Source organism: Putridiphycobacter roseus (assembly GCF_003234935.1).
In the GTDB taxonomy this organism is placed as follows: domain Bacteria; phylum Bacteroidota; class Bacteroidia; order Flavobacteriales_D; family Crocinitomicaceae; genus Putridiphycobacter; species Putridiphycobacter roseus.
Genome location: NZ_QKSB01000001.1, coordinates 580,926 through 605,396, shown reverse-complemented (window position 1 = coordinate 605,396; position 24,471 = coordinate 580,926). Strand labels below are relative to the sequence as shown.

General features: G+C 32.8%; 25 protein-coding genes and 2 tRNA genes. 19 read left to right on the top strand and 8 right to left on the bottom strand.

Features of this window, described 5'->3' with window-relative positions:
* The first annotated feature begins 158 nt into the window (after positions 1 to 158).
* From DNU06_RS02600 to DNU06_RS17735, 9 genes are all read left to right on the top strand, one after another.
* A complete protein-coding gene (locus DNU06_RS02600; protein ID WP_111061638.1) occupies positions 159 to 1,472 on the top strand; it encodes an APC family permease in 1,314 nt (437 codons plus the stop codon).
* A gap of 627 nt (positions 1,473 to 2,099) precedes the next feature.
* On the top strand, positions 2,100 to 3,395 hold the full coding sequence (locus tag DNU06_RS02595; protein WP_158526803.1) for a tyrosine-type recombinase/integrase: 1,296 nt from the start codon (positions 2,100 to 2,102) through the stop codon (positions 3,393 to 3,395).
* A 50-nt stretch (positions 3,396 to 3,445) separates the two neighbouring features.
* On the top strand, positions 3,446 to 4,255 hold the full coding sequence (locus tag DNU06_RS02590) for a hypothetical protein (protein WP_111061636.1): 810 nt from the start codon (positions 3,446 to 3,448) through the stop codon (positions 4,253 to 4,255).
* A gap of 73 nt (positions 4,256 to 4,328) precedes the next feature.
* Positions 4,329 to 4,619 carry a helix-turn-helix domain-containing protein gene (locus tag DNU06_RS02585; RefSeq protein WP_111061635.1) on the top strand — a complete coding sequence of 97 codons (291 nt, stop codon included), beginning with the start codon at positions 4,329 to 4,331 and terminating at the stop codon, positions 4,617 to 4,619.
* Complete coding sequence (locus DNU06_RS02580) at positions 4,619 to 5,692, top strand: hypothetical protein (protein WP_111061634.1); 1,074 nt, start codon at positions 4,619 to 4,621, stop codon at positions 5,690 to 5,692. Before DNU06_RS02585 ends, DNU06_RS02580 begins: the two co-directional genes overlap by 1 nt.
* A 192-nt stretch (positions 5,693 to 5,884) precedes the next feature.
* A complete protein-coding gene (locus tag DNU06_RS02575; RefSeq protein ID WP_146239125.1) occupies positions 5,885 to 6,799 on the top strand; it encodes a hypothetical protein in 915 nt (304 codons plus the stop codon).
* Between the two features lie 111 nt (positions 6,800 to 6,910).
* A complete protein-coding gene (locus DNU06_RS02570) occupies positions 6,911 to 7,504 on the top strand; it encodes a hypothetical protein (RefSeq protein ID WP_111061632.1) in 594 nt (197 codons plus the stop codon).
* Between the two features lie 131 nt (positions 7,505 to 7,635).
* Positions 7,636 to 8,532 (top strand): hypothetical protein, encoded by an 897-nt coding sequence (locus DNU06_RS02565; protein ID WP_111061631.1) that lies wholly within the window; start codon positions 7,636 to 7,638, stop codon positions 8,530 to 8,532.
* An 88-nt stretch (positions 8,533 to 8,620) separates the two neighbouring features.
* Positions 8,621 to 8,872 carry a hypothetical protein gene (locus DNU06_RS17735; RefSeq protein WP_146239123.1) on the top strand — a complete coding sequence of 84 codons (252 nt, stop codon included), beginning with the start codon at positions 8,621 to 8,623 and terminating at the stop codon, positions 8,870 to 8,872.
* A 23-nt stretch (positions 8,873 to 8,895) separates the two neighbouring features.
* On the opposite strand, the gene DNU06_RS02560 is transcribed toward DNU06_RS17735, so the two are convergent.
* The 7 genes from DNU06_RS02560 to DNU06_RS02525 all read right to left on the bottom strand — a co-directional run bounded on the left by DNU06_RS02560 (position 8,896) and on the right by DNU06_RS02525 (position 14,148).
* Positions 8,896 to 9,342, bottom strand: a complete 447-nt coding sequence (locus tag DNU06_RS02560) for a hypothetical protein (RefSeq protein WP_111061630.1) — start codon at positions 9,340 to 9,342, stop codon at positions 8,896 to 8,898.
* 5 nt (positions 9,343 to 9,347) lie between these two features.
* Entirely contained in the window at positions 9,348 to 9,905 is a 558-nt protein-coding gene (locus tag DNU06_RS02555; protein WP_233502928.1) for a Panacea domain-containing protein, read from the bottom strand.
* 1,310 nt (positions 9,906 to 11,215) lie between these two features.
* On the bottom strand, positions 11,216 to 11,716 hold the full coding sequence (locus DNU06_RS02545) for a hypothetical protein (protein WP_111061627.1): 501 nt from the start codon (positions 11,714 to 11,716) through the stop codon (positions 11,216 to 11,218).
* Positions 11,713 to 12,426, bottom strand: a complete 714-nt coding sequence (locus tag DNU06_RS02540) for a DUF3800 domain-containing protein (RefSeq protein ID WP_111061626.1) — start codon at positions 12,424 to 12,426, stop codon at positions 11,713 to 11,715. The genes DNU06_RS02545 and DNU06_RS02540 overlap by 4 nt, the downstream gene beginning before the upstream one ends.
* Positions 12,427 to 12,576: 150 nt before the next feature.
* A tRNA-Arg gene (locus DNU06_RS02535) sits at positions 12,577 to 12,650 on the bottom strand.
* 55 nt (positions 12,651 to 12,705) lie between these two features.
* Positions 12,706 to 13,485, bottom strand: coding sequence for an SDR family oxidoreductase (locus tag DNU06_RS02530; RefSeq protein ID WP_111061625.1), 780 nt, complete (start codon positions 13,483 to 13,485; stop codon positions 12,706 to 12,708).
* A 42-nt stretch (positions 13,486 to 13,527) separates the two neighbouring features.
* Entirely contained in the window at positions 13,528 to 14,148 is a 621-nt protein-coding gene (locus tag DNU06_RS02525; protein ID WP_111061624.1) for an HAD family hydrolase, read from the bottom strand.
* Between the two features lie 102 nt (positions 14,149 to 14,250).
* On the opposite strand from DNU06_RS02525, the gene DNU06_RS02520 reads away from it, so the two are divergent.
* From DNU06_RS02520 to DNU06_RS02510, 3 genes are all read left to right on the top strand, one after another.
* Positions 14,251 to 14,324, top strand: a tRNA-Ile gene (locus DNU06_RS02520).
* A 44-nt stretch (positions 14,325 to 14,368) separates the two neighbouring features.
* Positions 14,369 to 14,659 carry a GIY-YIG nuclease family protein gene (locus DNU06_RS02515; RefSeq protein WP_111061623.1) on the top strand — a complete coding sequence of 97 codons (291 nt, stop codon included), beginning with the start codon at positions 14,369 to 14,371 and terminating at the stop codon, positions 14,657 to 14,659.
* Positions 14,660 to 14,765: 106 nt separating this feature from the next.
* Positions 14,766 to 15,056, top strand: coding sequence for a GIY-YIG nuclease family protein (locus tag DNU06_RS02510; protein ID WP_111061622.1), 291 nt, complete (start codon positions 14,766 to 14,768; stop codon positions 15,054 to 15,056).
* A gap of 263 nt (positions 15,057 to 15,319) precedes the next feature.
* Here the strand turns inward: DNU06_RS02510 and DNU06_RS02505 are convergent, their stop codons facing one another.
* The gene (locus DNU06_RS02505; protein ID WP_111061621.1) at positions 15,320 to 15,712 is read right to left on the bottom strand and encodes an acyl-CoA thioesterase; all 393 of its coding nucleotides are present in this window, start codon (positions 15,710 to 15,712) and stop codon (positions 15,320 to 15,322) included.
* 263 nt (positions 15,713 to 15,975) lie between these two features.
* On the opposite strand from DNU06_RS02505, the gene DNU06_RS02500 reads away from it, so the two are divergent.
* The 7 genes from DNU06_RS02500 (at position 15,976) to DNU06_RS02470 (ending at position 24,449) form a co-directional block, all read left to right on the top strand.
* Complete coding sequence (locus tag DNU06_RS02500) at positions 15,976 to 17,592, top strand: AMP-binding protein (RefSeq protein ID WP_111061620.1); 1,617 nt, start codon at positions 15,976 to 15,978, stop codon at positions 17,590 to 17,592.
* 204 nt (positions 17,593 to 17,796) lie between these two features.
* Positions 17,797 to 18,888, top strand: a complete 1,092-nt coding sequence (locus tag DNU06_RS02495) for an efflux RND transporter periplasmic adaptor subunit (protein ID WP_111061619.1) — start codon at positions 17,797 to 17,799, stop codon at positions 18,886 to 18,888.
* Complete coding sequence (locus DNU06_RS02490; protein ID WP_111061618.1) at positions 18,888 to 20,150, top strand: ABC transporter permease; 1,263 nt, start codon at positions 18,888 to 18,890, stop codon at positions 20,148 to 20,150. The genes DNU06_RS02495 and DNU06_RS02490 overlap by 1 nt, the downstream gene beginning before the upstream one ends.
* An 8-nt stretch (positions 20,151 to 20,158) precedes the next feature.
* Positions 20,159 to 20,833: an ABC transporter ATP-binding protein gene (locus DNU06_RS02485; protein ID WP_111061617.1), complete on the top strand. Its 675-nt coding sequence runs from the start codon at positions 20,159 to 20,161 to the stop codon at positions 20,831 to 20,833.
* A 177-nt stretch (positions 20,834 to 21,010) separates the two neighbouring features.
* Positions 21,011 to 21,349, top strand: a complete 339-nt coding sequence (locus tag DNU06_RS02480; RefSeq protein WP_111061616.1) for a hypothetical protein — start codon at positions 21,011 to 21,013, stop codon at positions 21,347 to 21,349.
* Between the two features lie 210 nt (positions 21,350 to 21,559).
* Complete coding sequence (locus DNU06_RS02475) at positions 21,560 to 21,970, top strand: hypothetical protein (RefSeq protein ID WP_146239122.1); 411 nt, start codon at positions 21,560 to 21,562, stop codon at positions 21,968 to 21,970.
* A gap of 91 nt (positions 21,971 to 22,061) precedes the next feature.
* A complete protein-coding gene (locus tag DNU06_RS02470) occupies positions 22,062 to 24,449 on the top strand; it encodes a TonB-dependent receptor (RefSeq protein ID WP_111061614.1) in 2,388 nt (795 codons plus the stop codon).
* Positions 24,450 to 24,471: the final 22 nt, after the last annotated feature.

Here is a 24,471-nt window from a genome sequence, read left to right as displayed (position 1 = left end):
ATTATCCTATTATTAACAGCTAATGTATTCTTACTTTCTGTAAATATATCCAGTGTTTATCATAAAAATGGTAATAGGAGGTGAAATTGCCTTATACTACTTATACTTGTTGTTTTAATTATTTTTCTAAAAATATTTGTTTGTAAAAAATAGTAAGCATGCGTAAAAACAAAAAGTCAATGTCTGTTATATCTGCCGCATCTATGGGGGTTGGTGCCATGGTTGGAGCTGGTATTTTCGCACTTTTAGGCGACGCTAGCGCAATTGCGGGTAACCTGGTTTATATTCCATTCGGAATTGCTGGAATTGTAACGTTATTCTTAGGTTATTCCTATAGTAAATTAGGGGTGCGCTTTCCTTCCATGGGAGGGCCTGTGGAGTATATCATTCAAGGGTTCGGAACTGGGGTGAGTTCAGGTGCGTTTAATATTTTGTATTGGTTTGCCTTAATTTCTGGAATTGCAATGGTAGCAAAGGCTTTTGGGAATTATGCAGCAGCAATAATGCCTAATGGTTTTACAGAAGGAAAAGCTATGCTATTTACAGCAGCGATCATAGTTTTTTTTACTTTACTTAATTTTTTAGGGTCATCCGTGATCGGAAATCTTGAAAAATGGATAGTTAGTATTAAGCTTTTAATATTACTGGTCTTTTCTTGTGTCGCACTTTTTTTTATTCAACCTGAGTTAATGGTTCCCCCAATTGGTGGGTTAAATAATTCCATTTCAGTGATGAATGCAGTTGGCGTTGTTTTTTTTGCCTTTACAGGATTTGGAATAATTAGTAATACGGTGGAGGATATGGCAAATCCAAAAAAGGATTTACCCCGTGCTATATTTCTAAGTATTTCGATAGTAATTTTTATTTATATACTCATTTCAATTGCTGTAGTTGGTAATTTACCGTACGCCGAAATTGTAAAAGCTAAAGATTATGCCTTGGCTGAAGCAGCTAAACCTATTTTAGGTAATATTGGTTTTAAAATAATGGCAATAGCAGCTCTATTGTCTACTGCTTCTGCTATCAATGCCTCATTATACGGTGCTGCCAATATTAGTTATATGATTGCTAAACGAGGTGAATTACCCAGTTTTTTTGAAAGAAGGTTATGGAAAAAAAGTACAGAAGGTTTGCTTATTACTGCCTCTCTAATATTGTTGATGGCACTTTTTCTTGACTTAGGTAGTATAGCCAGTGTAGGAAGTGCGATCATGTTATTAATTTATATTTTAGTTAATGTCAGTCATCTAAAATTACTACAAAAAACGGGGGCTAAACCATGGGCCATTTGGACTGGCCTTTTGGCATGTGCATTTGTACTTTCTTTTTTCCTTTATTATAAAAGTGATGAAAGCTACTTAACCGTAATTATCTTGTTAATGGCAATTGCGCTTGCTTTCATTATCGAATTTTTTATTCAAAAGGTGATTGGAAGAGAATTAAAAAGTGAAATTTTTTTAAAAGAAAAATAATCTAATTAATTGTCGTTGATTCTTATTTCAATTTAACTGCTTTATTGTTTTTTTAGATTAGTCGCTTGGCTCTTGATCCTTTGTGCTCCGGTAGAATAAAAGCTTTTAAAATCTACGATTTTATATCTTTTGTTGTCTACTCGCTCCCTCAAATAACAAAAGCTCCCCGCGGAAGCGGAAAGCTTTTGTTTAAGATTGTATGATGCGCCATGCTAAATTTGATATTTTCATTGCTTATGCAAAGGGTTACTCGCTTGGCTCGTGATCATTTGTACTCCTAATTCCGAATTAAAAAACTAGCTTCTTAGAGAAGCTTATGTTTTTTTTTGTGTAGTCACTTTTGAGACTAGAGTCTCAATGCTCCTAAACAAAAAAAACCAAGCGTTACACGCTTAGCTTTTTTATTCTTAGTGACCCCAGCAGGATTAATCCCTACTTAATTTTGATATATTTTGTATCCCTGTAAATATTACCTATCCCTGTAAAAACATTACATTAATATAGATAATAGTGTTTTATGATTAGTTAGCATTAGTTAGTGTAAATTAGTATCAGTAAATAAATGGTGGGGAAAAGGTGGGGAAGACTTTTTTTAATTGTTATCTTTGATTTTATAAATTAATGATTATGGCAACTGTTAAATTTCTAATTAAAGGCAAAAGCAACCCCGTAAATATTTATGTAAGGTTAAGAGATGGAAAGAATATTGATTTGACTTTATCAACTTCAAAAACGATTAATCCAAATTTTTGGGGAGTTAAAGGAATTAAGCAGAAAGCCGACTTTTTAGATAAGGTAAACCTTGAAAATGATTTAAGAGGGCTTGAAGAATTAATTTTAAATAAAAGAAACGAATCGGTCACCAAGAAGAAAGCTATCAATAAAGACTGGCTTACTAATGTTATTAATGATTGGAAAGGTTTAAATATTGGTGAAGATTCTGACTTGCTAATTGATAGAATTAAGTCTTATAAGAAGTGGCTTCCAGATTCAATTAGAAATAATAAAAAAGGAGTTTCAGATGGTACTATCAGAAATTACAATACCACTATTGCGAGATTGGTTAAATTTGAAGAGTATAAAGGAGCTGAATTTTCTCTAGTGGATATTGATTTAACTTTTTACGATAACTATAAAAGCTTTGCACAATCTAATTTAGGACTTTCATTAAATAGCATAGGTAAAGACGTGAAAAACATTAAAGCCGTTTGTCGATATTCAAAAGATAGAGGGTTTAAAGTAAATGAACAAGTGTTCTCATCTAACTTTAAAGCACCGTCCGAGAAAACACTATTTACAACGCTTACAGTAAACGAACTTACTCAAATAAAGAATAAAGACTTTGAAGGTAAAAGTTATCTTGAAAACGCCCGCGATTGGCTTATTGTTGGTTGTTGGACTGGTTGTCGTGTTGGTGACTTAATGAACTTAACGAATGACAATATATTAACCCACAAAAGTGGCAATAGAATAATCCAATACACACAAAGTAAAACGGGAACACAGGTAAAAGTTCCAATTCATGAAGATGTACTAGTGATTATTGATAGGCTTAACGGTTTCCCTAGACCAATTTCAGCAGTAAAGTTTAATGATTATATTAAAACAGTTTGTAAATTAGTTGGGCTAACTTATAAAGTAAAAGGTACTAAGCAGAATAAAGATACGCATTTAAAAGAGACAGGAACGTTTGAAAAATGGGAGTTAATCCGAAGTCATACTTGTAGAAGAAGTTTTGCAACTAATCATTATGATAAAATGAGCAATAAACAAATAATGTATGTTACTGGTCACGCCACAGAGAAGATGCTAATCCGCTACGTAGGGGAAACTGAAAGCGACCATGTAGAAGATTTTATTGATTTATGGAGTAATGAAAGAAGTCAAGAAAATGAAAAAGTTAAATCAATAATAAATTATTAAATATGTTTTCTTCAGAGAACTAAATACAACTTAAAATAAGCTAAGTCAAGATGAAAATTACTAAAACCACATACAACTTTTACGACAACTTGGACACTATTTTTTCACCTGTAATTTGGGGAGGCTATAAGCACGAACCTATTAAACCAATAATTATTGATAATGATAAAACTTGTTTAGATTTAATGATTGTTGTTGGTATCATCCACAATTCCTTCGGACTACTGAACGTTTTAAATAGAAAAGATTCAGATTTTACAGGATACAAGGATTCATTTAACCGCGAAATTGAAAGGCTTTTTAATACTGACTACATAGCGAGAAGAATAATTAGGTATTTACTATCAAAATACGCTAGTAGCCCCAGTAATGGCAAGGCTCTAACGGACTCATTTATTATAGCACTATCAAAGCATATAGGTAACTTAGAAGAGCCAAACAAATACATAAATGAAGAGATAGAGATAATTAAATTAAGCTTTATAAGTCTTACTAAAGGACATATAGACAGTCTGGAATTAATATCACCTGAAAACAAAATATTTAACTCTCCTACTGTCTTAACAGAAGAGGAACAATTCACTCTACCCGAAGTTGAATTAAAAACCATAAATGATAGGATTAGACTACTTTCAGATTTAGGCATCATTGAACACTTAAAAAATAAATATCCTAACTCTTTTAGAGATGTGAACCCTTTAGCAGATATAATTTCAAAAATTCTAGTAGAAAACAAAACAAGTGTTCAACCTAGCTTAAATTCATTGTTAAACGATAATTCAAGTAATAAAAATTACCCAAAAGAAAACAGTCGGACTAAAGCCATAATAGATACTCTTAACGCAAATGAACTCATTTAGGGAATTTTAATTTTTCCCTAACAAATCCCTAATCATCCTTTGTTTTCAAGTTAAACAAACAAAACAAAGGAATATGAGTAAAATACAATTCATTCAAGTAAGCCCAACAGAGTTGGCGACCATTATCAATGAGCAGTTAATCGCTAACATTGAAACTATCATTAAAGACCTTAACAATAACAAGACAGAAGGCAAAGAATTTATAAGCAGAAAAGAGACTGCCGAATTTTTTGGAGTAAGTTTAGTTTCTATCCATGATTGGGTTAATAAAGGAATAATCAAGAAGTATAAGATAGGGAATAAGACCTTGTTTAAGCGTTCTGAATTGGTTGACGTTTTACTTAGTTCTAACAAGTCCGCTTAATGGATAGAATCAAAAAAGGAAGTGACCTTGCGAGTGCTTCCTTAATTGATTTCAATAGCAGAAACAAAAATATATCTACCAACCAAAGATACAAAAATTATGTACCACTAGACTACATAAAGGCTGAATTAATTGACTTCGACACCCAGCAGTTACTTTCAAATGAATTCCTTAATTTTAGTAGACCAATAAATGAAGATTCAGGAGAAATAAAAAACGCCAAAAACAGAAAGCCATATAGATTAGCAAAGTTTAGGAATCTGATATTTAAGTATTATACAGATTCAAGCAAGGTTTATTTATCAGGTAGCATTCATGTGCTCTATAATGATGGTAAACACAATTACAACGATTTTAACATACAAATGTTAGATGATGTGTTAAGGGAACTTTTTGACTTGTTCGGAATACTGCCAAGACATTTAAAAATCACCCAATTAGAATGGGGGGTAAATATTAGAATCCCATATAAAGTAAGTACAATAATTGACCATTGCCTTAGTCACAAGTGGAAAAGGTTTGTTTGTGTAAAGGATGATAAAGAAGGAAAGTATCACCAAGCAGAACATAAACACAACTATATACTAAAGATTTACAACAAAGGACTTCATTATGGATTAGGTTATGACTTGTTAAGGTTTGAAAGAAAACAAATGAGCTGGCTTAAGTTCGCTAAAAAGGAACGAATAGGGCAGACATTGGACTGCTTGATTAAAAGCGATTTTAAAGGGCTTAAAAGGTCTTTATTGAGTAACTGGAACGAAGTATTGTTTTACGACCCTATGATTGATACTAGCAACCTTAAACAGCTTCAGTATAGAGACCCGTTGTTTTGGTCAGACTATAGTTCAAGTCGACAAGCAAGACATAAGCATTATAAATTATTAAAGCATATCAATAAAACAATAGGCGGTAATGTCCAAGACATAATTTACAATATAATAGAGAATAAAATAATGGAGCTAAACAATGAAATATTGACGTTTTCCGACTTTAGTTATAATAAGAATACGTCAACTAGGATAATCCATCTCCATTGGGGTATTGAACAGTATTTAGCAAAGTCATGTTAAAAATGTAAAGTTCCTTAGGGATTTCGGTTATAAAACTACGCTACTAGTTAAATCAATGATGAAAACATTTGAATAATCGACTAAAAACACTAACAATTCTTGATTACCTAAACTAATTATAAACTTAACTCAATTGATTCATTAACTTTGTATTAACTTAATGCTGAAAATAATTCTCTTAAATAATAGAATATGAAACTTTTTACAAAATCAATAATTATCTTTTCTATATTAATGCTTGGTTGCACAGATAATAAAGAACTTGAGAGTACAAAACAGGAGTTAGAATCTTTAAAAAAAGAATTGAAAAATTGTTCAATAGAACTACAAGAGATAAAGAATACGCCTGAAAATAGAATCTTAAATGCAAAAAAATCATATGCAAATGGCGATATTTTTTCAGCTAAATTGGAGTACGAGGATATAAAAATTAACTTTCCTAAGACTGAATATTCTGAGATAGCTATAAAAGAACTTAAAGTTATAGCGCGAGATGATGCAAAGAAAAAGCTTGAAGATGCAAAGCAGAAAGCTGAAGAGGAACGTAAAAAGGCATTAGGTTTTAAAATATTGAAACAATCAAGTAAAGTTAAATTCAATGATGTCACTTTGAAATTTGATAAAATTTGGCTTGGTAAAAGATGGATATTTGATAATTATGGTAATCGTTATTTTCTACGTGACGCCACTAGAGGTAGTAAGCACATATTAGCACGTGTATCCATTTCATCTGAATCAAAGAACCCTACGCTCCCTCCTATTCTTGCATACGAATATATTGATGGACGATTGCAATTGATTGGAGTATTAGATTATGAATTTAGAAGATGGGAAGACTATGGTTCATACTTAGGCAACTATGCAGATTATGGAAATGACTTTGCTCACACTAAAACAATACCATTTAATTTAGGTCTTGAAGTTGATGAAGATAAATTAAAAAAAGGTCGAATATATATAGTTATGGAAAAAAATAATTGCTTTTTTAGAGACGTGAAAAAGCTTGGAAGTCCTGAAGTTAAATACACAAATTTCAGTTGTAAATTCAATACTTCATTAGAGGTTAACGACTTTGATAAAAACTATGTGCTAATTAAAATTTTATAGTAGAAAGCGAATACATTAATTGTCCCCGAATTACACCAGCAAAAACAAAAAACACAATGTAATATTAGCTTAATTAACAGGTTTTTAATTTATATTATCGTATATTTAGGTATGCCAAAACCAGCAAATTTCCCACCACTATTAGACAATTGCCTAAATTTAAACATTACTTATTACAAGCGGGAAGGATTCATAGAGAAGGGGAAAATACGTAATTTAACATCTACATGGAAGCATCCCCGAACCTATGACGAATCAAGTATTAGTCTAACAATCGACAACAGAGAACACAGTCCAGTTTTTAATTTATCATATAGGAATAATGGTGAATTAATAGAGTACACGGTACACACAACCACCATGCCTTCAAACTTAAAGTCTGGCGGTGAAATACTGTATTTTATTTGTCCATTTACGGGTTTAGCGTGTTTAAACCTATACAAGACTACCAAGTACTTTGCGCACCGTAAATACAACAAGGAAGCCACCTATGATAGTCAAATACAAAGTAAAAAAATGAGGGATATTTTTAGTTATTACGGTGCTTATTTTGAATATGAAAGAGCGTGTGCGAAATTATATAAAAAACACTTCAAAAATACGTACAATGGCAAACCGACAAAACGATACATAAAACTAAGAGCTATTTTAGATAGAGCAAACTCATTTAGTAGTGACGAGATAATTGGTTTGTTTTATGTTTAGTTAAAACGATAAACAATACGGTTGGCAATGACGCACCTTAACACCTTAATAAGTAGTGATATAATTATTCAATTATTTCGATTTTAATATAATTCTACTATCTTTGATGTTGAAAAATCAAATCTTGAACAATGTATAAAATACTAATCTTTATGTTACTTGCAATAGTGACAAGTTCTTGTAAACAGTCGAAAAGTTATGACTATATAGAAATCTCATCATACAAGTCAACACCTGGAGGAATTGAAAAAGAAACAAAAGATACATTTAAAATTTTTTCGAAATATGATTCAGTTGCATATTTAGCTGCTTATCAAAAATTCTGCATTTCTGAAAAAGTATCACAAGACTTGAAAGAAGCAAGCGGTGAATCAATTGGGGGGACTCCGATTAGTTTTGAATTGATAAATGATGAAGGTATTAATATCGCAATTTTTATGAAATTTGATAAAATAGACTCATTAAAAAATGAAATTAGAGCTACTGTTTTTAACAGGAAAAATACTTATCTAGGAAGTTTTGACAAAATTAATTCAGCTAACATAGATAGCGCCAAGGTAAAAAAACTAAAAAAATATTTCAACAGTAATAAAGATGAATTTTCCCCAGATGGATTAGTATGGCATAAGCCTAAATCCGCACCAAAATACACTAATAGAAATAGTTTATATTGTTATTTTCAGTCAAGCAATGGAAAGCCTAGTAATTTGAGATTACGAATGCAATATCATTCAGATGATTGGTTGTTTTTTCGTAAAGTTCAATTTTCAATAGATGGAAAAGCATTTGAATTCATACCAATGAACACAGAAACGGATTCTGGAAATGGTGGTCGAATTTGGGAATGGTTTGATGAAAGTATGGGGAAATCAAATGCTGAATTGTTAGACGCTTTAGCCAATGCAAAATCTGCAAAAATGAAATTAATAGGGCGACAATATTCTGATGTGAAAACAATTACAAGTAGTCAAATTAGAGATATCAAAAGAAGTTTAGATTTATTTAAAGCAATGGGTGGAACTTACTAAACAATAATTGCAATTAACCTGTATAAAAAGTATACTTTCTCCATTTAACAAAAACGACAATTTTAATTTCACACCTTAAAACAGTATTATGAATGATGTAGCGATTTCTGAATTTGATATAGTAAGCGTGTTCAGCGTGTTAATATTTTTGTATTTCTATATTAAAATGCTAATGAATATTGCCAAAATTAAGAACGATATGGAAAGTGTTAAAGGATTAATTTCAAAAGAACTCGATAGGATGCAAAAGGAAAGGGATGGAGAAGATATTCCTTCTAAAACTGATTTTACAGGTAATGATTCAGTAAACGACCCTAAAATACTTGATGAATTAATCTAAATAGTAACCTAGGTACACAAAGTTTAAGAATTTAAAAAATTTATGTGTTTCTTTTTGACAGTTTTCGAATTCGTAAGACAATTTATTAGTTCAGTAAAGATTCTTTTTTTCATATTACCAAACACTTTATAATCTACCCCTTCAACTGCATAGGCTTCTTCTAATTTAGATACTGGATATGTATCAATCTCAAAGCCGTAAATATGAGTTGTTACATCAAATTTTTTATTGCATTTGGTAATAATCTTTGTATTAGATATCATAAAACAATTAATCCCACTTTCTGGAACCTCTATACAGCCATCTGTTATACTATTTGATAATGGTAATTTATCTTTACTAGTAGGAAGACTAGCCAAAAGACTATCAGAACCATTCTTTTTTAACACAATAAAAAACTTTGGTGCTGGGTCATTTCCATTTTTAAAATAAAAAGGTGTAAAATAAATTATATTACCTTCTTCTAGCATAACAATTAATGCATTTCAAGGTACTCTTCATAAATACTTGCTTTGCGTTCGTCGTATTTAATTAATTCAGATAAGTCTATTGTAAGCTCTGTAGTACTTATTCTTTCTTTTTCTAAGTCTTCTAGCACACCGTTTTCCAACGCTATTTTATACCAAAGTGAAGTTTCCCTATGAGTATACTTAATCAATTCTGAAGCAGATTTAACTCCAAATTCAGAAGACACCTTGTTTAACAATTCTAAATCATTAATAGAAAATTCATCATCACTAAAGTCCACAATGACTTTAAAATCATTTCCATTTTCACAATCAAGTTTAGTGATAAAAGGCTTAAGAATAGAAGGTGAAGAGGATAATTCCGCAAATATATCAACTGCAACTGGTCCAAATTTCCAAACTTTGTAATTTAAATTTAAAAAGGGAATTCCTGATTTCTTGATGGACATTTCATCTAATATGTAAAGAAGTTTCAGAAGTTTTGTTTTTGAAATATCTTTATATTCATTTATTAGAAACACAATTGTATTTCCAATTTTTGAAATTTCATCATCAGAATGAGTCAATATAGTATTTTTATGCTTGTTCATTGGTTTGAGGGCGCAAAGGTACTTTTAATTTTTTAATTATACACGTGTCCTGCACAAGAATAATTATGTTCTAAATATAGTGATTTGTTTCAATACCTACTAAACTTTAACGAATATTAATACATTAAGTTACAATTAAACCAATAAAAACACTCATTTACAGCACCAAAATTTTTAAATAATAGTTTACTAAATGGAAAAGAAACATTACAAATTATAACTTTTTTATAATATGTCCCTAACTATATTCGTGTCTTGTTTTGATTTAAGTGTAGACTTCTTTGGTATCTGTTCGCAGGCGTTGGCACTTATTTGCTTTTCGAACGGTAAAAAGTAATATTCCACTATCTGTTCGCGTGTGTACTTCCTTGGTGTCTGTTCATGTGTATAATATTGTACTATCATCTGCGCGCGCGTATTTGTTTGATTTTGTTTTTCGACGTATACAAACAAAGATTTATTATATTTCCATTTCTCCACGCATGTAATAAATGGGTATCTGTTACGCGCATTAGTTAATTGTTTTCCACACGTTAAAAAAAACGAATCTTTTAATAGTTCGGGGTCATCTGTTACGCATTAACCTATTATCGGGTCATCACTACGCGCGCGTATTGTTTTACTTTTGATTTCGACCTGTATGTAAAACGTTTTTTATATCGTCCTATCACTATGCGCGCACGTACAATGTCATTAATTGATTTCTCAGCCTTAATAGAGTTTTATGTATATATTTGATTATGGCAGAATTCTGTAAAGACTGTGCGAAGGAACTAAAGGAGGAAACAGACTACCCCCCATACTACTGCGAGAACTGTGGAGTACTTGTTGAGTCATTAACCAATCCAAAGAAAAGAATTACAAGCGCAACCATTAGAAGTCTATTATACGACCGTATCAAAAAAGGGCTTAATTAAAGTGTAAAATCATTGTGATATTAACGGCAATTATCTCAACAAAAGAGCGTATTGTATTCTTTAGTATGGCGATAAAACATTAGTAATGTTTCAAGTATCCTTATATAACAAGTGTGAGCAAAACAGAATTCTAAATCAAAAGGGTTAAATATAAAAACAAGACCGATCATTCCTATGTCAATGATATCAAGGCTTATGTCGGATTTGTTGAGAAACAATCTTAAAATTATTAAATCAAATAAAATTCATTTTTGTTAAATTTAATAATTTGATGTATCTTTGTACCAGCATCAACCCAAGGTTGAAGGCAATGGCATCGTGAAGCCGCACTCACGCTCCCTAGATACGGTCTAGGGTTTTTTTTGCATTTTAGATAGATTTTTGATAATTTTCTAAACGCTCTTTAAATTTAATTTCGTTTTCACTCGAAACACAAAAAGCAGTAACCACCATTACATCGTTAGAGACATCTTTCAAGACAACTACAAAACTTTTTCTTTTAAACCATAGATGCAGTTTATGTATTCCATTATGATCTTTCCATTTAAATACACTAATAGCCCTTAAGTGCTGATTTTCTATTATTGTTTTTATCCAATGTACACGGTTTAATCTTTGGTTATTTATAATTCGACCATGAGAAGTGTTCTCTGTTATTACATGATAAAATGTTTCACAATAATCTGAATACTCTTTAACACGAGTTTTTGAGGTAATAATTTTAATCGTTTTTCCTTCAATAATTAATGGGGTATCAATAAAATGACTTGAAAAAAGCTTATACATTGTGTCTATTTGTGTCTTTTTGCAAATGTTTGTAGACTCCAAATCCTCAAAATACGGTTTTAACCCAAATAATTCTTCACTCATTTATGATAATTTTTAGTAGGCGAGAATTCAAATAAATTAAACTTTTTTTCTTTAGTAATTATCGGTGTCTTACTATCCAGCAGATAACCTGATTTTCGCTCTAAATATTCAATAATTTCAAGTTTCACAGGTGAAGGAGCTTTTAATTCCTTATCTTTATAACGCAATCTAGTTTTATAGTTAACAGCTCCAATAAAAAAGTCGGCGAGTTCGATAAATAAATTGTCTTCTGAATGTATATGTTTAAAAAAACGGAAAGGGGAATTTCCCTTGTTTTTGTTATTGAAGATCTCTGCTATTTTTTTTAATTTTTCACCACTTCTAGAGTCTTTGATATCTAAAAAAACACCGTATTCTGTATCCTTTTCGTTCATTGGATTTAATGCATAATAGATCGCATAATAGTAAAAATCATTTGTAAGCCTCTGCTTATGCAAAACTTTAGTACATCTAAAGGTTAGATTTGTTTCAAAGAAAAAATCTATAAGTTCTTTGTAGAAAGACATTTGACTTTTTATCACCTTATTCCATTTTAATTCATAGAAGTACTGGTTTTGTTCTTTGATTTTCTTTAATCTATTAAATAGATATGAATATTCCAGATCAGGCACTTTAATATAACCAACGGTCATTACCGAGGAAAGATCATTTTTTAAATGACAACTTTCATCAAAAAAAATTCGATAAAATACTTTCGTGTTTTTAGTCATGATATAAATTTACAATTGATTTTGAATAAAACAAACTAACTATGTGTTACTAATACTTTTTTAGGAAGAACAAAAAAATATAAATGGGGAGTATGTGGGGAATCAAAAAAGCCAACTAACTGTTTTGAAGCTAGTTGACTTGTTTAGAAGTGACCCCAGCAGGATTCAAACCTGCAACCGTCAGAGCCGAAATCTGATATTCTATTCAGTTGAACTATGGGGCCATTATTGCGACAAACATAACAAATTAATGGCAAACTATGTTTGTATTATATCTTTTTATAAACTCTTTGTTCTACCTCCATCCACAGGAACGTTAATTCCGTTGATGTAGCTTGCAGCTGGAGAAGCTAAAAATGCGATTGCATTTGCAACTTCGTAGGGTTGTGCGATTCTTTTCATTGGAGAAGCATTGGCCATTTCAGTTTTTACATTTTCTGCTGCCTGTCCCGTTTTATTCGCTTTATTTTCAATGATGGTTTTTAAACGAATGGTATCCGTAGCACCAGGTAAGACGTTGTTGACAGTAATGTTAAACTCTCCTAATTCGTTGGCTAAAGTCTTACTCCAATTTGCAACCGCTCCCCTTATAGTGTTTGATACACCTAAGTTTGGTAAAGGTTGTTTTACTGAAGTTGAAATTACATTGATAATTCTGCCGTATCCAGCTTCCTTCATTTTGTCTCTCACGGCTTGGACCAAAATGTGGTTACAAATCAAATGTTGGTTAAATGCATTAATAAATTCCTCAGTTCCTGCTGTATTTACAGGTCCACCAGCTGGCCCACCAGTATTGTTTACCAAAATGTGAACAGCCTTATCTGCAATAAATGCATTGAATTTTGTTTCTAAATCAGCTGGGTTTGTAAAATCAACCGCTAAATGACAATGTCTTTCTGGATGAGGTAAAGTTTGAATAACTGTTTTAAGTTTCTCTTCATTTCTTGAAACCAAAATCAAATTTGCACCTAAATGTGCTAATTCTTGAGCAGTTGCTAATCCAATTCCTTGTGTACTTCCGCAAACGACTGCAGTTTTCCCTGATAAATCTAAATCCATTTTTCCTTGTTTTAAAACACAAAGATAATTATTCGGATTTTATTAACTTAGAAATATCTCACTTATGTCTTTACCTACTAAATGAACTGTTTGTAATCCTATTTTTTCTGCCCCTTCAATATGTTGAAGACTATCGTCAATAAATAGAGTTTTGCTCGGATTCAGTCCTTGCTCATGGATGATGATGTCAAAAGCCGCTCGATTTGGCTTTCGTGCCTGAATGAGGTGAGAATAGTAAGTCTTAGAAAAAGTACTTTCTAATAAATGCTCCTCACCAAAACTGTCTTTAATCATTTTTCGAAATGCTTTTAAATGTATTTCATTGGTGTTGCTCAACAGAAAAATAGGAATTTCTTTGCTGATTTTTTTAAGTAATTCAATTCTGTGACTGGGTAAATCCAGCAACATTGCGTTCCAAGCCGTTTCTATCTCGGAATGCTTAAGTTCAAGCCCCGTTTCTTTATTGAGTGTCTTATAAAATTCTTCAGCTCCCATCTTTCCCGTTTCCAATTTGTCAAATGTGCCATTTTGTTGACTTTGACTATAAAGCTTATCAAAGTTTTTAACCCCTAGACCCTTAAAGGCTTGCGTGGTTTTTTGATAGTCAATATTGAGAATTACACCCCCCAAATCAAAGATGATTGCATCATAATTTAAATTCATGCTTTAAAATTATCAATTTTTATTTTGAATAACCATTTTTATCAAATACATTTGCACCCCTAAAGTCGTATGGCTTTGCGAGAACCCAACTCGATAAAATACGGGCCTATAGCTCAGCTGGTTAGAGCACTTGACTCATAATCAAGGGGTCCCTGGTTCGAGCCCAGGTGGGCCCACACTTTAAAAAGCTTTCTAGGAAACTAGAAAGCTTTTTTGTTTTATGGCAAATTGTTATATCATCCATAGTGAATCTTTAAACCGTTTTTACACGGGAATAACAACCGACTCAGTTGAAGAGCGGTTAATAAAACACAATGATGGAAGCTATGGTGCTCATAGGTTTACTTCAAAAGCGTCTGACTGGAAAATCTTCTTGATCATTGAATTGACAGATTACAGTCATGCTGTTCGATTAGAAAAATTTATCAAATCCCAAAAAAGCGCGAAGTATATTCAGAACTTAAAAAAAAACCCAGAACTGGTTGAGAAAATTGTTTTGCGAACCAAATAACACTTGACTCCCCCGAAAGCTTTCGGGGCAAGGGGTCCCTGGTTCGAGCCCAGGTGGGCCCACACTTTAAAAAGCTTTCTAGGAAACTAGAAAGCTTTTTTGTTTTATGGCAAATTGTTATATCATCCATAGTGAATCTTTAAACCGTTTTTACACGGGAATAACAACCGACTCAGTTGAAGAGCGGTTAATAAAACACAATGATGGAAGCTATGGTGCTCATAGGTTTACTTCAAAAGCGTCTGACTGGAAAATCTTCTTGATCATTGAATTGACAGATTACAGTCATGCTGTTCGATTAGAAAAATTTATCAAATCCCAAAAAAGCGCGAAGTATATTCAGAACTTAAAAAAATACCCAGAACTGGTTGAGAAAATTGTTTTGCGAACCAAATAACACTTGACTCCCCCGAAAGCTTTCGGGGCAAGGGGTCCCTGGTTCGAGCCCAGGTGGGCCCACACTTTAAAAAGCTTTCTAGGAAACTAGCAAGCTTTTTTGTTTTATGGCAAATTGTTATCTTCTTAGTCACTAAGCCCCAATATATTCTTCCCCATAGGCGGCTGAAGATTGCGAAAACGAATGAACTCTTTTCTCATAGGTGGCTGAGGATTGCGAAAACGATAGTTTTCACAATGAACTCGAAGCCCCGGGTTTTTACACTATTCTTCTTTCAACCTGTCCTTCACATATTCTACCTCTGTTTTGCCATGCGGCGCTGGATTGCCATCAGGACCTAAATTGACCATTACAATGCGGTCAATTTGAATGATGACTTGATGTGTCATTTTATTTCTAACCACACATTTTAATGTCAAACTGCTGCCACCAAACTTTACGGTTTCCATGCCAATTTCAATGATGTCGCCTTGCCTTGCTGCGCTTTCAAAACTAATTTCTGAAATAAATCGGGTCACTACTTTTTGATTTTCTAATTGAACAATGGCGTATAAAGCAGCTTCTTCATCAATCCATTGCATTAAACGACCGCCGAATAAGGTGGCGTTTGGATTTAAATCTTCGGGTTTTACCCATTTTCTGGTGTGAAATTTCATAATTGAGGTTAATGGTTGTTATTCCTATACTTTATAAACTAAAATTGACCAAAAAAATTGTAATTTCTTTGAATGAATTTGTTTTATCAGTTTTATTTTTTTTGAAATAAAAGTATGTAATTATAGCCATTTTGACAGCCATAAAAACGAATTTAATCCAATGAAAGTAGTTTTCTGATATTTGTCATATTTTTTAATTCAAGGAGTTCAGGTCCTTTTAATTAGCGTAAATATGTTTATATTTAAAAAAACTTCATTTAGCTATGAATTCACTTTCATATACAAACATAAAATCTTCCCATCCACTTTTAGGGGAAACGATAAGCGACAATTTACGCAAGACAGTAAGGAAGTTTCCGGATAATGACGCATTAATAAGTGTGCATCAAAATTATAGGGCGACTTACAAGCAATTTCACCAACAAGTGATACAGTTGGCAAAAGGATTTCTTGCGGATGGTGTTCAATTTGGTGACCGGGTAGGTATTTGGGCACCTAATCGTTTCGAATGGACTTTGGTACAATACGCTACTGCAGATATAGGAGCGATATTGGTCAATTTAAATCCCGCTTATAGAAAACATGAGGTGAAATTTGCGATCAATCAATCTGAAATTTCTTATATCGTCTCTTCAGAGACCTATAAGACGAGTGATTATAGAACCATGTTAAATGAAATAAAAGAAAATTGTTTTTCACTAAAAAAAATAATTTATTTAGATACAGGTGATTGGGACAATCTTTTAAAAAAAGGAGATAGTATTTCTGATGAAACTTACACTGTCGCTGTTGAGAAAACTGATTTTGATCAACCGATAAATATACAATATACTTCTGGTACAACTGGCTTTCCAAAAGGGGTAACCTTAAGTCATCATAACATATTAAACAATGGCTTTTTTATTGCAAGACGGCTTAAATATACTGATGCAGATCGGGTTTGTATTCCTGTTCCTTTTTACCATTGTTTTGGAATGGTAATTGGAAATTTAGCTTGTACCTCACATGGTGCTTGTATGGTAATTCCGAATGATGGCTTTGATCCGGGTTTAACATTAAGTGCTGTCGAAAAGGAAAAATGTACTTCTCTATATGGCGTCCCTACTATGTTTATTGCTGAATTGGCATTGGAAGATTTTAAAAAATATGACTTGTCTACTCTACGCACCGGTGTAATGGCAGGGGCTACTTGTCCCGAAGAAATAATGAAAAGGGTACAGGCTGAAATGAATATGAAAGATGTAACCGTTTGCTATGGTATGACGGAAACTTCTCCCGTTTCCCTTCAAACTAAAATAGGAGCTGCTTTAGAGAAACAGGTTTCGACTGTGGGAACCGTTTTAGAACATTTAGAGGTGAAAATAATCAATCCTGAAACTGGTGAAACGTTACCAATAGGCCACGAAGGAGAGTTGTGTACCCGTGGCTATTCCGTAATGTTAGGGTATTGGAATAATCCTGAAACAACCCAACAAGTAATTGACCCTTCACGTTGGATGCATTCTGGTGATCTCGCAGTTATGGATGAGGAAGGTTATGTTCGAATTTCTGGTAGAATTAAAGATTTAATTATTCGTGGCGGAGAAAATATTTCTCCTAAAACAATTGAAGATTTTTTATATACACATCCAAAAATATTAGACGTGCAAATTATAGGCGTTCCTTCTCAAAAATATGGAGAAGAAATAATGGCTTGGATTAAATTGCATCAAGATGTAGAATGTGTAGCAGAAGAATTAATGGCCTTTTGTAAAAACCAAATCGCGCATTATAGCGTGCCGAAGTATTGGAAATTTGTAAGTAGTTTTCCTATGACCGTTTCTGGTAAAATAAGAAAAGTAGAAATGCGTGAAATTTCAGTAAAAGAATTGGGTCTATAATAATCCGATTTGGTACATGACTTCTGGCATAAAAAAAACTATAATCTATCATTCTTATCCCTCAATATTCGAATGAAAAAAATAGTTCTTTTTCTTATCTTTGTAGATGTAATATGCGCATTTGTTACGGACTAAAAAAGTAGGAATAAATACGCAATTTGTATATTACGGAAAATTAATTTTTGTTATTGAAATTAAAAATATATGAGAATATCAATTGCTTTAATTCTTTTATTGTTTTTCACTTACGCTTGTGATAGTAAGAAAGATAAAGGAGTGCTTCCCCAAACAAAAAACATTACAGAGTCCGTTTATGCTTCCGTAAAAGTACGTCCTAAAATAGTGTATTATCCACAACCTATTCGGTCAGGTGTTATTAAAAAGATTTATGGAAAGGAAGGTGACTTGGTGGGTAAAGGACAAATTTTATTTGAAATAACGCCGACAGAAATTATCAAAGGGCAGTTAAATACTGCGGAAATTAATTTACAAGAGGCAAAATCTAATTATTTAGGAAGTGATAATTTATTGAAGAATATTGCATTGGAAATTCAAATTACGAAAGAACAACTAAGTTTAGATTCAACCAATTTTAAAAGGCAAGAGCGCCTTAAAGAAAAAAATCTAGAAAATAAATCAGAATACGACCAAGCGAAATCAAAATATTATACCACGCAAAATCAACTTGGCATTCTGAGGAAAAAATACACACAATCACAAATCAATTTAAAAAATAACTATAAAAAGGCAGTGAGTCAAACCAAAACGGAAAAAGGTCAACTCAACGACTTTACTATTCGGTCTGAAATAGATGGGAAAATATATACTATAAATAAAGAAGAAGGTGATTTAATTTCTTCTCAAGAAATATTTGCGGAAATTGGTAGTGCCGAAGATTTTATACTTGAAATGGATATTGATGAGGTAGATATTACTAAAATTGAAGTGGGGGATTCCGTTTTAATTATTTTGGATGCCTATGCTGATCAGGTATTTGTTGCTACTGTCCATAAAATTTTCCCTAAAAAAGATGACATCACCCAAACTTTTAGGGTGGAAGGAACCTTTAATAAAAACCCACCTAAATTATATAACGGTCTTTCTGGAGAAGCTAATATCATTGTTTCAAAACGAAAAAACACTTTGGTGATTCCAACGGCTTATCTACTTGCTAACAATATGGTACTGACCGCTAATGGGGAAGTAAGTATTAAAGTAGGGATGAAAAATTTAGACTTTGTTGAAGTACTTTCTGGTATCGACAGTACAACAACTATTTTTAAGGCAGAAGAATAATGAGTAACCTTTCAATTATATGGGATATTTCTAAAACACATTTGTTTTCAAAAAAGAAACAAACCATGGTGGCAGCTCTCGGTGTTACTTTTGGCATAAGTATGTTTATCATAATGATGAGTTTTATGACGGGACTCAATCAGCTTTTAGATGGTTTAGTGTTGAACAGAACGCCGCATGTTCAAATTTATAACAATACAGACCCTACCGAAACGCAACCAACGGACAGTTATTTTAACGCAGCAACTAACCTAAATTATATCCACTCTATTAAGCCAAAAAGTCGACTGGAAAGAATTCATAATGCTTTACCCATTCTCTCCGAACTTAAAAAAAATAAAAAAGTAAATGGTGCCACACCCCAAACAATTTGTAAAGTGTTTTATATCGCGGGATCTAATAATTTAAATGGTATTATTAGCGGTATTGATGTAACCCAAGAAGCACGTTTATTTAATTTTAAAGATTATATAGTGGAAGGGGATATCAATAGTTTGATTAAAAAGAAAAATGGTGTTTTATTGGGGTCAGGAATTGCTGAAAAACTGTCGCTTTCTGTGGGCGATAAAATCCAAATCTTAAATCCTAGTGGTACTAGTTTTTCTTTGAGTATAGGAGGTATTTACCAAAGTGGGATGGCAGAAATTGACGATATCCAAAGTTACGTTAACTTAAAAATGGCACAGCAAATCCTAGGCGCAGGGAGTAATTATATTAGTCGAATTCATGTAAAATTAAACGATATGGAAGATGCGGTGCCTTTTTCGAAGTTGATAGAAAATATATATGATGTGAGTGCCATGGATATTAAAGAGGCGAACGCACAATTTGATACTGGTTCTTCTATTCGAACTTTAATTTCTTACGCAGTCTCTATAACTCTACTAATTGTTGCTGGATTTGGGATTTATAATATTCTAAACATGTTTATTTACGAAAAAATGAATGATATTGCTATTTTAAAAGCTACCGGGTTTACAGGGCGTGATGTCATGTTGATTTTTATTTTTCAAGCATTAATTATTGGTGTTTTAGGTGCTGCATTGGGATTAGGAGTTGGTTATGGTGCTTCCGTAATTATTGATAATATCCCATTTAATTCTGAAGCTTTACCTACTGTAAAAACTTATCCCGTTAACTACGACCCCCTGTTTTATATTACAGGAATTATATTTGCTTTAGTTTCGACATTTTTAGCCGGCTACCTTCCTGCAAGAAAAGCAAAGAAATTAGATCCAGTAGAAATTATTAGAGGCCAGTAAAAATCATGATGAAACCAATTTTAGAAACCAAAGACATAAATAAATATTTTACAGATCCTGTAGAGTTTCATGTTTTAAAGGATATTTCTTTAAAGCTTGAGCGAAAGGAATTTGTTTCTATTATGGGGAAATCTGGTTGCGGAAAATCAACCTTATTGTATATTCTTTCCACCATGGATACCAATTATACCGGTGAACTCATTATTGATGGTAAAAATGTTTCCCATGAATCTAAGGATAACTTGGCGCGTATTAGAAGCGAAAATATTGGTTTTGTATTCCAATTCCATTACTTGCTGCCTGAATTTACCGTACTCAAAAATATCATGTTGCCTGCGCTTAAATTGGGTAAGTTCGATCATAAAACGATTAAAAAAAATGCCCTAGAAAAGTTGGAAATTTTAGGCATGCAAGAACAAGCTGATAAAAAAGCATCCAGATTATCAGGTGGTCAAAAGCAAAGGGTAGCTATAGCCCGTGCATTGATTAATAACCCAAAAATTATTATGGGAGATGAACCAACAGGTAATCTTGATAGTAAAAATGCCAATATTGTTTTTGATATTTTAAGGGAACTGAGCAATGAGCTTGATATGTCCATGCTTATTGTGACACACGATAAAGATTTCGCAAAAAAAACCGACCGAATTATTGAAATGGAGGATGGGTATATTATATCCTAGGCCCCATGGGTTAATTCTACTGAGGTTGTTTAAAAATAGGTGTCTATACTTCCATTAACTTTTTAAAAGACGTTTGTTGTTTTGTCCGCAGACTCAATAAAACCACCACTTTGTCTTTTTACTTCAAAGTTTAGGTGGTTGCGTTTAATTTTATTTTAATTTTGGAGGTTCAACTTTATGTGTAAACTCGTAAAAATAGGTTTAGTTATTTTCAATATCTTGGTATTGTTCAGCTTTCAAAGTTTTGCTTTTGAAGTGACTCCTGCGTATTATAATTTTGAAGGAATGGAGCTAGAAGAAGAAGCGGATGTTTTAAATGACAGGTTTTTCTGTGATTTCCAAAAGGAAAAGGTTTCTGGTGGAGCTGATAACAGCATAATTACAGTGGTTAATAAGCACTCTTTTATTTTTTTTAAAGCTGTTTGTCGTTCATTTGTAAACGAAATAAGTCAAAAAAAATCAGTTAACCCACTCCCTTTTTATATCCAAAATTGTAGTCTAACCCTCTACGCGTAAATTATACGGTGTAGCTAGATTCCGCTACCATTTCCCTTTGATTGATAATACCCAATAACATTTAATTTATTCCGTTTAATCCCAATCGTAAATTTGAAAAAGTCATTCATTTTTATATTATTCATTAGTTTGATTTTGCCTTTTTTGGTGGCCTACTTTTCCTTTCATATTGAATTGAAATTGGTGCGTCGTGAAGTGAAACATAAAATAATGGCCGGGATCGATCATGATGAATTGACATTGCTGAAATTTTCAAAATCGGAAGTAGCATCAGCATTAAAATGGAAACATTCAAAAGAGTTCAAATTTAAAGGCGAAATGTATGATGTGGTGAGCAAGACAGAAACTGTGGATTCAATTTTCTTTTACTGTTGGTGGGATAAAAAAGAAACCGCATTAAATGTTCGCTTACAAAATTTGACTTTTCAGCTATTAGACCAGCAACCTTTTCAAAAAAATAAACAGAAACAATTACAACATTGGTCAAAACAATTGTTTTATACTGATAGATATATAAAGGATGAATTCATTTTTGAAACCCAAACGAAAAGGAATTTTTTTTATGATAAAGTTTGCCTTTTGCAATTTTACGATCCACATATTCCTCCCCCAAAAGTTTAATTTTTCCCAAATTTTATAGCTGTCAAGTAAGTCTAAAAAACTTGCATTCAGGATAGCTATGTCTAAGAATTTCACATAAAAATTAAATTAAATGAATAAATTATTATCAATGATTGCGCTGATGTTAACCATGATGAATGCATGGAGTCAATCGCAAATTAACGGAGTTGTGTTGGATAGTCAAACCAATTTGCCACTTGTAGGTGCAAGTATAAAAACAGATTTAAAACAAAAAACAACGAGTGATTTGAAAGGAGTATTTTCAATATCTTGTACGGATTCAATGCAAGTTACAGTAACCTATGTCGGTTACCATGCTTTTCGTAAAGTAGTAAGGAATTGCAACGCTAAACTAATGGTTCAATTGAAGCCTAAAAAGGAACAGTTAAATGCTGTGGAGGTTAATCCTGAACCTAATGAATTGGAGTCAACTTTACTCGCACCGAATGCTCGTGTAAGTATCGATAGCACTGCAATAAATAGAGGGACAGGTTTGTTTTTGAATGATGCCTTGAATACAAGTGTTCCAGGTGTGACCATGCAAAGCAGAACTTCTTCCGCAGGTCAACAAATAAATATCCGCGGTTATGGCAATGGGCTTGGTTTTAAAGGGGCCAATAATAACTTTGACGGACAAGGATCAAAAGTGTACTTGAATGGTATTGCTATTACTGATGCTGAAGGGGTAACCATGTTGGATGATATCGATTTTGGGTCTGTTAATAAGGTCACGGTCGACAAAGGTCCTTCTGGTACTTTATACGGATTAGCCATTGCTGGGGTTGTAAATTTGGAAACCCAAAAGGCTTTAAAAAATTCAAGTAGTATTGGGCAAGATGTATTAGTTGGGTCATACGGTTTGGCTAGAGCTACCACTCGTTTGGCTATCGGTGGAAAAAAATCGTCCCTTTTAATCAATTATGGTCATCAAAAGTTTGATGGATTTATGCCGCATACCGCTTCGCAAAAAGACTTTGTGAATGTGATTGGCGATTTTAAATTAAGCGATAAACAGTCGGTGACTACTTATTTTGGATATGCAAATAGTTACGACGAACGCAACGGAGAATTAACAGCTGGACAATACGATACCCTTGATTATTCTGGAAATACAAGGTATATTGCCAATGATGCCCATTCAGCAGTCCAAACTTTTAGGGCAGGAATTGGTCATACTTATCAGTTATTCTCCTTTCTTTCAAATACTACGTCCATTTTTGGGTCTGCTCAAAAAATGGATAATAGTTCTGCTGGTGGTTGGTCCGATAAAACCCCATTAAATGTCGGTTTCAGGTCGGTGTTTAACTTGAATTTTAAACTCTCTGAAAAAGTGATGCTCAAAGGTGTTGTGGGAACGGAGATGCAAAAAATGAATACCTTGGCTATGGGTTATTCCATGGGGACGGATAGCACAAATTTAGAAGGCTATAATGTCATTACCGCCTTGAGAAGTATTCAAGAAACGAGTAGTGCTACAGCTTCTTATTTTGCACAGTTCTCCCTCTTGTTACCTTATCAGTTGTCCGTAACTGCAGGTATAGGAGTGAGCAGTATGAAATTGAGATTAGAAGATAGGTTATGGGGTGTAAATAATAATTCTAGCGGTAGCTTTATTCCGCCTTATTACGAGCAATCTTATACAAATTTATTGTCTCCATCTGTTGCAATTAATAAGAAAATTAATAATAATTCTTCCGTTTATGCTGCCTATTCTACAGGTTATAAAGCACCGGTCAGTTCACAATTTTATATTCCGGTAACAGGGGAAGTGAATCAAGGATTAAAGCCTGAAAAAGGGACGCAAATTGAATTGGGGACAAAAGGTTATTTCTTAAACCACAAATTGTATTATTCATTGGCTGTTTTCAATGCTAGGTTTTCGGATAAAATGACCATGCTTTCTGTTCAGAATTCCGACAATACCGCTACACTTTACACTTATGTGCAAAACGACGGTAATCTGAATAATAACGGACTTGAATTATTGGTGAGTTATGAATTAATGGACCAAAAAGATCAATTTTTTAAATCGGTTCGTCCCTTTTTTAACCTGACTTATTCTGATTTTAAGTATGATGGTTATAAATACCAAAAGATCGATAAAATAAGCAATGAGGTGATCACTGAAGATTATACGGGTAACCAAGTGGCAGGTGTACCTCCTTTGTTGTTCAATGTAGGTGTTGATGTAGTTTCAAAGTTGGGTGTTTTTGCCAATGTGAACCTCAATTATAGAGATGCCATGTATTATACCTCTGATCAATTAAACCAAACGGATGCTTTTTCAATTTTGAATGCAAAGGTGGGGTATAATTATCATGTCAAGCATTTTGATGTTGCTATTTATGCAGGTGGAATCAATTTAACGAGCAGCCAGTATTATAATATGGTTTTTGTTAATCAATTACCTGACGCCTATATCCCTGCTTCTAATGAAGCAAATTTTTATGGTGGAATTAATTTAAAATACAACTTTTAATATTTGCGGGACACGGTTTCAA

What these genes read in the sequence shown, in the direction of transcription:
- DNU06_RS02600 (WP_111061638.1), top strand. Translation starts at nt 159, where the DNA reads ATGCGTAAAAACAAAAAGTCAATGTCTGTTATATCTGCCGCATCTATG.
- DNU06_RS02595 (WP_158526803.1), top strand. Translation starts at nt 2,100, where the DNA reads ATGGCAACTGTTAAATTTCTAATTAAAGGCAAAAGCAACCCCGTAAAT.
- DNU06_RS02590 (WP_111061636.1), top strand. Translation starts at nt 3,446, where the DNA reads ATGAAAATTACTAAAACCACATACAACTTTTACGACAACTTGGACACT.
- DNU06_RS02585 (WP_111061635.1), top strand. Translation starts at nt 4,329, where the DNA reads ATGAGTAAAATACAATTCATTCAAGTAAGCCCAACAGAGTTGGCGACC.
- DNU06_RS02580 (WP_111061634.1), top strand. Translation starts at nt 4,619, where the DNA reads ATGGATAGAATCAAAAAAGGAAGTGACCTTGCGAGTGCTTCCTTAATT.
- DNU06_RS02575 (WP_146239125.1), top strand. Translation starts at nt 5,885, where the DNA reads ATGAAACTTTTTACAAAATCAATAATTATCTTTTCTATATTAATGCTT.
- DNU06_RS02570 (WP_111061632.1), top strand. Translation starts at nt 6,911, where the DNA reads ATGCCAAAACCAGCAAATTTCCCACCACTATTAGACAATTGCCTAAAT.
- DNU06_RS02565 (WP_111061631.1), top strand. Translation starts at nt 7,636, where the DNA reads ATGTATAAAATACTAATCTTTATGTTACTTGCAATAGTGACAAGTTCT.
- DNU06_RS17735 (WP_146239123.1), top strand. Translation starts at nt 8,621, where the DNA reads ATGAATGATGTAGCGATTTCTGAATTTGATATAGTAAGCGTGTTCAGC.
- DNU06_RS02560 (WP_111061630.1), bottom strand. Translation starts at nt 9,342, where the DNA reads ATGCTAGAAGAAGGTAATATAATTTATTTTACACCTTTTTATTTTAAA.
- DNU06_RS02545 (WP_111061627.1), bottom strand. Translation starts at nt 11,716, where the DNA reads ATGAGTGAAGAATTATTTGGGTTAAAACCGTATTTTGAGGATTTGGAG.
- DNU06_RS02540 (WP_111061626.1), bottom strand. Translation starts at nt 12,426, where the DNA reads ATGACTAAAAACACGAAAGTATTTTATCGAATTTTTTTTGATGAAAGT.
- DNU06_RS02530 (WP_111061625.1), bottom strand. Translation starts at nt 13,485, where the DNA reads ATGGATTTAGATTTATCAGGGAAAACTGCAGTCGTTTGCGGAAGTACA.
- DNU06_RS02525 (WP_111061624.1), bottom strand. Translation starts at nt 14,148, where the DNA reads ATGAATTTAAATTATGATGCAATCATCTTTGATTTGGGGGGTGTAATT.
- DNU06_RS02515 (WP_111061623.1), top strand. Translation starts at nt 14,369, where the DNA reads ATGGCAAATTGTTATATCATCCATAGTGAATCTTTAAACCGTTTTTAC.
- DNU06_RS02510 (WP_111061622.1), top strand. Translation starts at nt 14,766, where the DNA reads ATGGCAAATTGTTATATCATCCATAGTGAATCTTTAAACCGTTTTTAC.
- DNU06_RS02505 (WP_111061621.1), bottom strand. Translation starts at nt 15,712, where the DNA reads ATGAAATTTCACACCAGAAAATGGGTAAAACCCGAAGATTTAAATCCA.
- DNU06_RS02500 (WP_111061620.1), top strand. Translation starts at nt 15,976, where the DNA reads ATGAATTCACTTTCATATACAAACATAAAATCTTCCCATCCACTTTTA.
- DNU06_RS02495 (WP_111061619.1), top strand. Translation starts at nt 17,797, where the DNA reads ATGAGAATATCAATTGCTTTAATTCTTTTATTGTTTTTCACTTACGCT.
- DNU06_RS02490 (WP_111061618.1), top strand. Translation starts at nt 18,888, where the DNA reads ATGAGTAACCTTTCAATTATATGGGATATTTCTAAAACACATTTGTTT.
- DNU06_RS02485 (WP_111061617.1), top strand. Translation starts at nt 20,159, where the DNA reads ATGAAACCAATTTTAGAAACCAAAGACATAAATAAATATTTTACAGAT.
- DNU06_RS02480 (WP_111061616.1), top strand. Translation starts at nt 21,011, where the DNA reads ATGTGTAAACTCGTAAAAATAGGTTTAGTTATTTTCAATATCTTGGTA.
- DNU06_RS02475 (WP_146239122.1), top strand. Translation starts at nt 21,560, where the DNA reads ATGGCCGGGATCGATCATGATGAATTGACATTGCTGAAATTTTCAAAA.
- DNU06_RS02470 (WP_111061614.1), top strand. Translation starts at nt 22,062, where the DNA reads ATGAATAAATTATTATCAATGATTGCGCTGATGTTAACCATGATGAAT.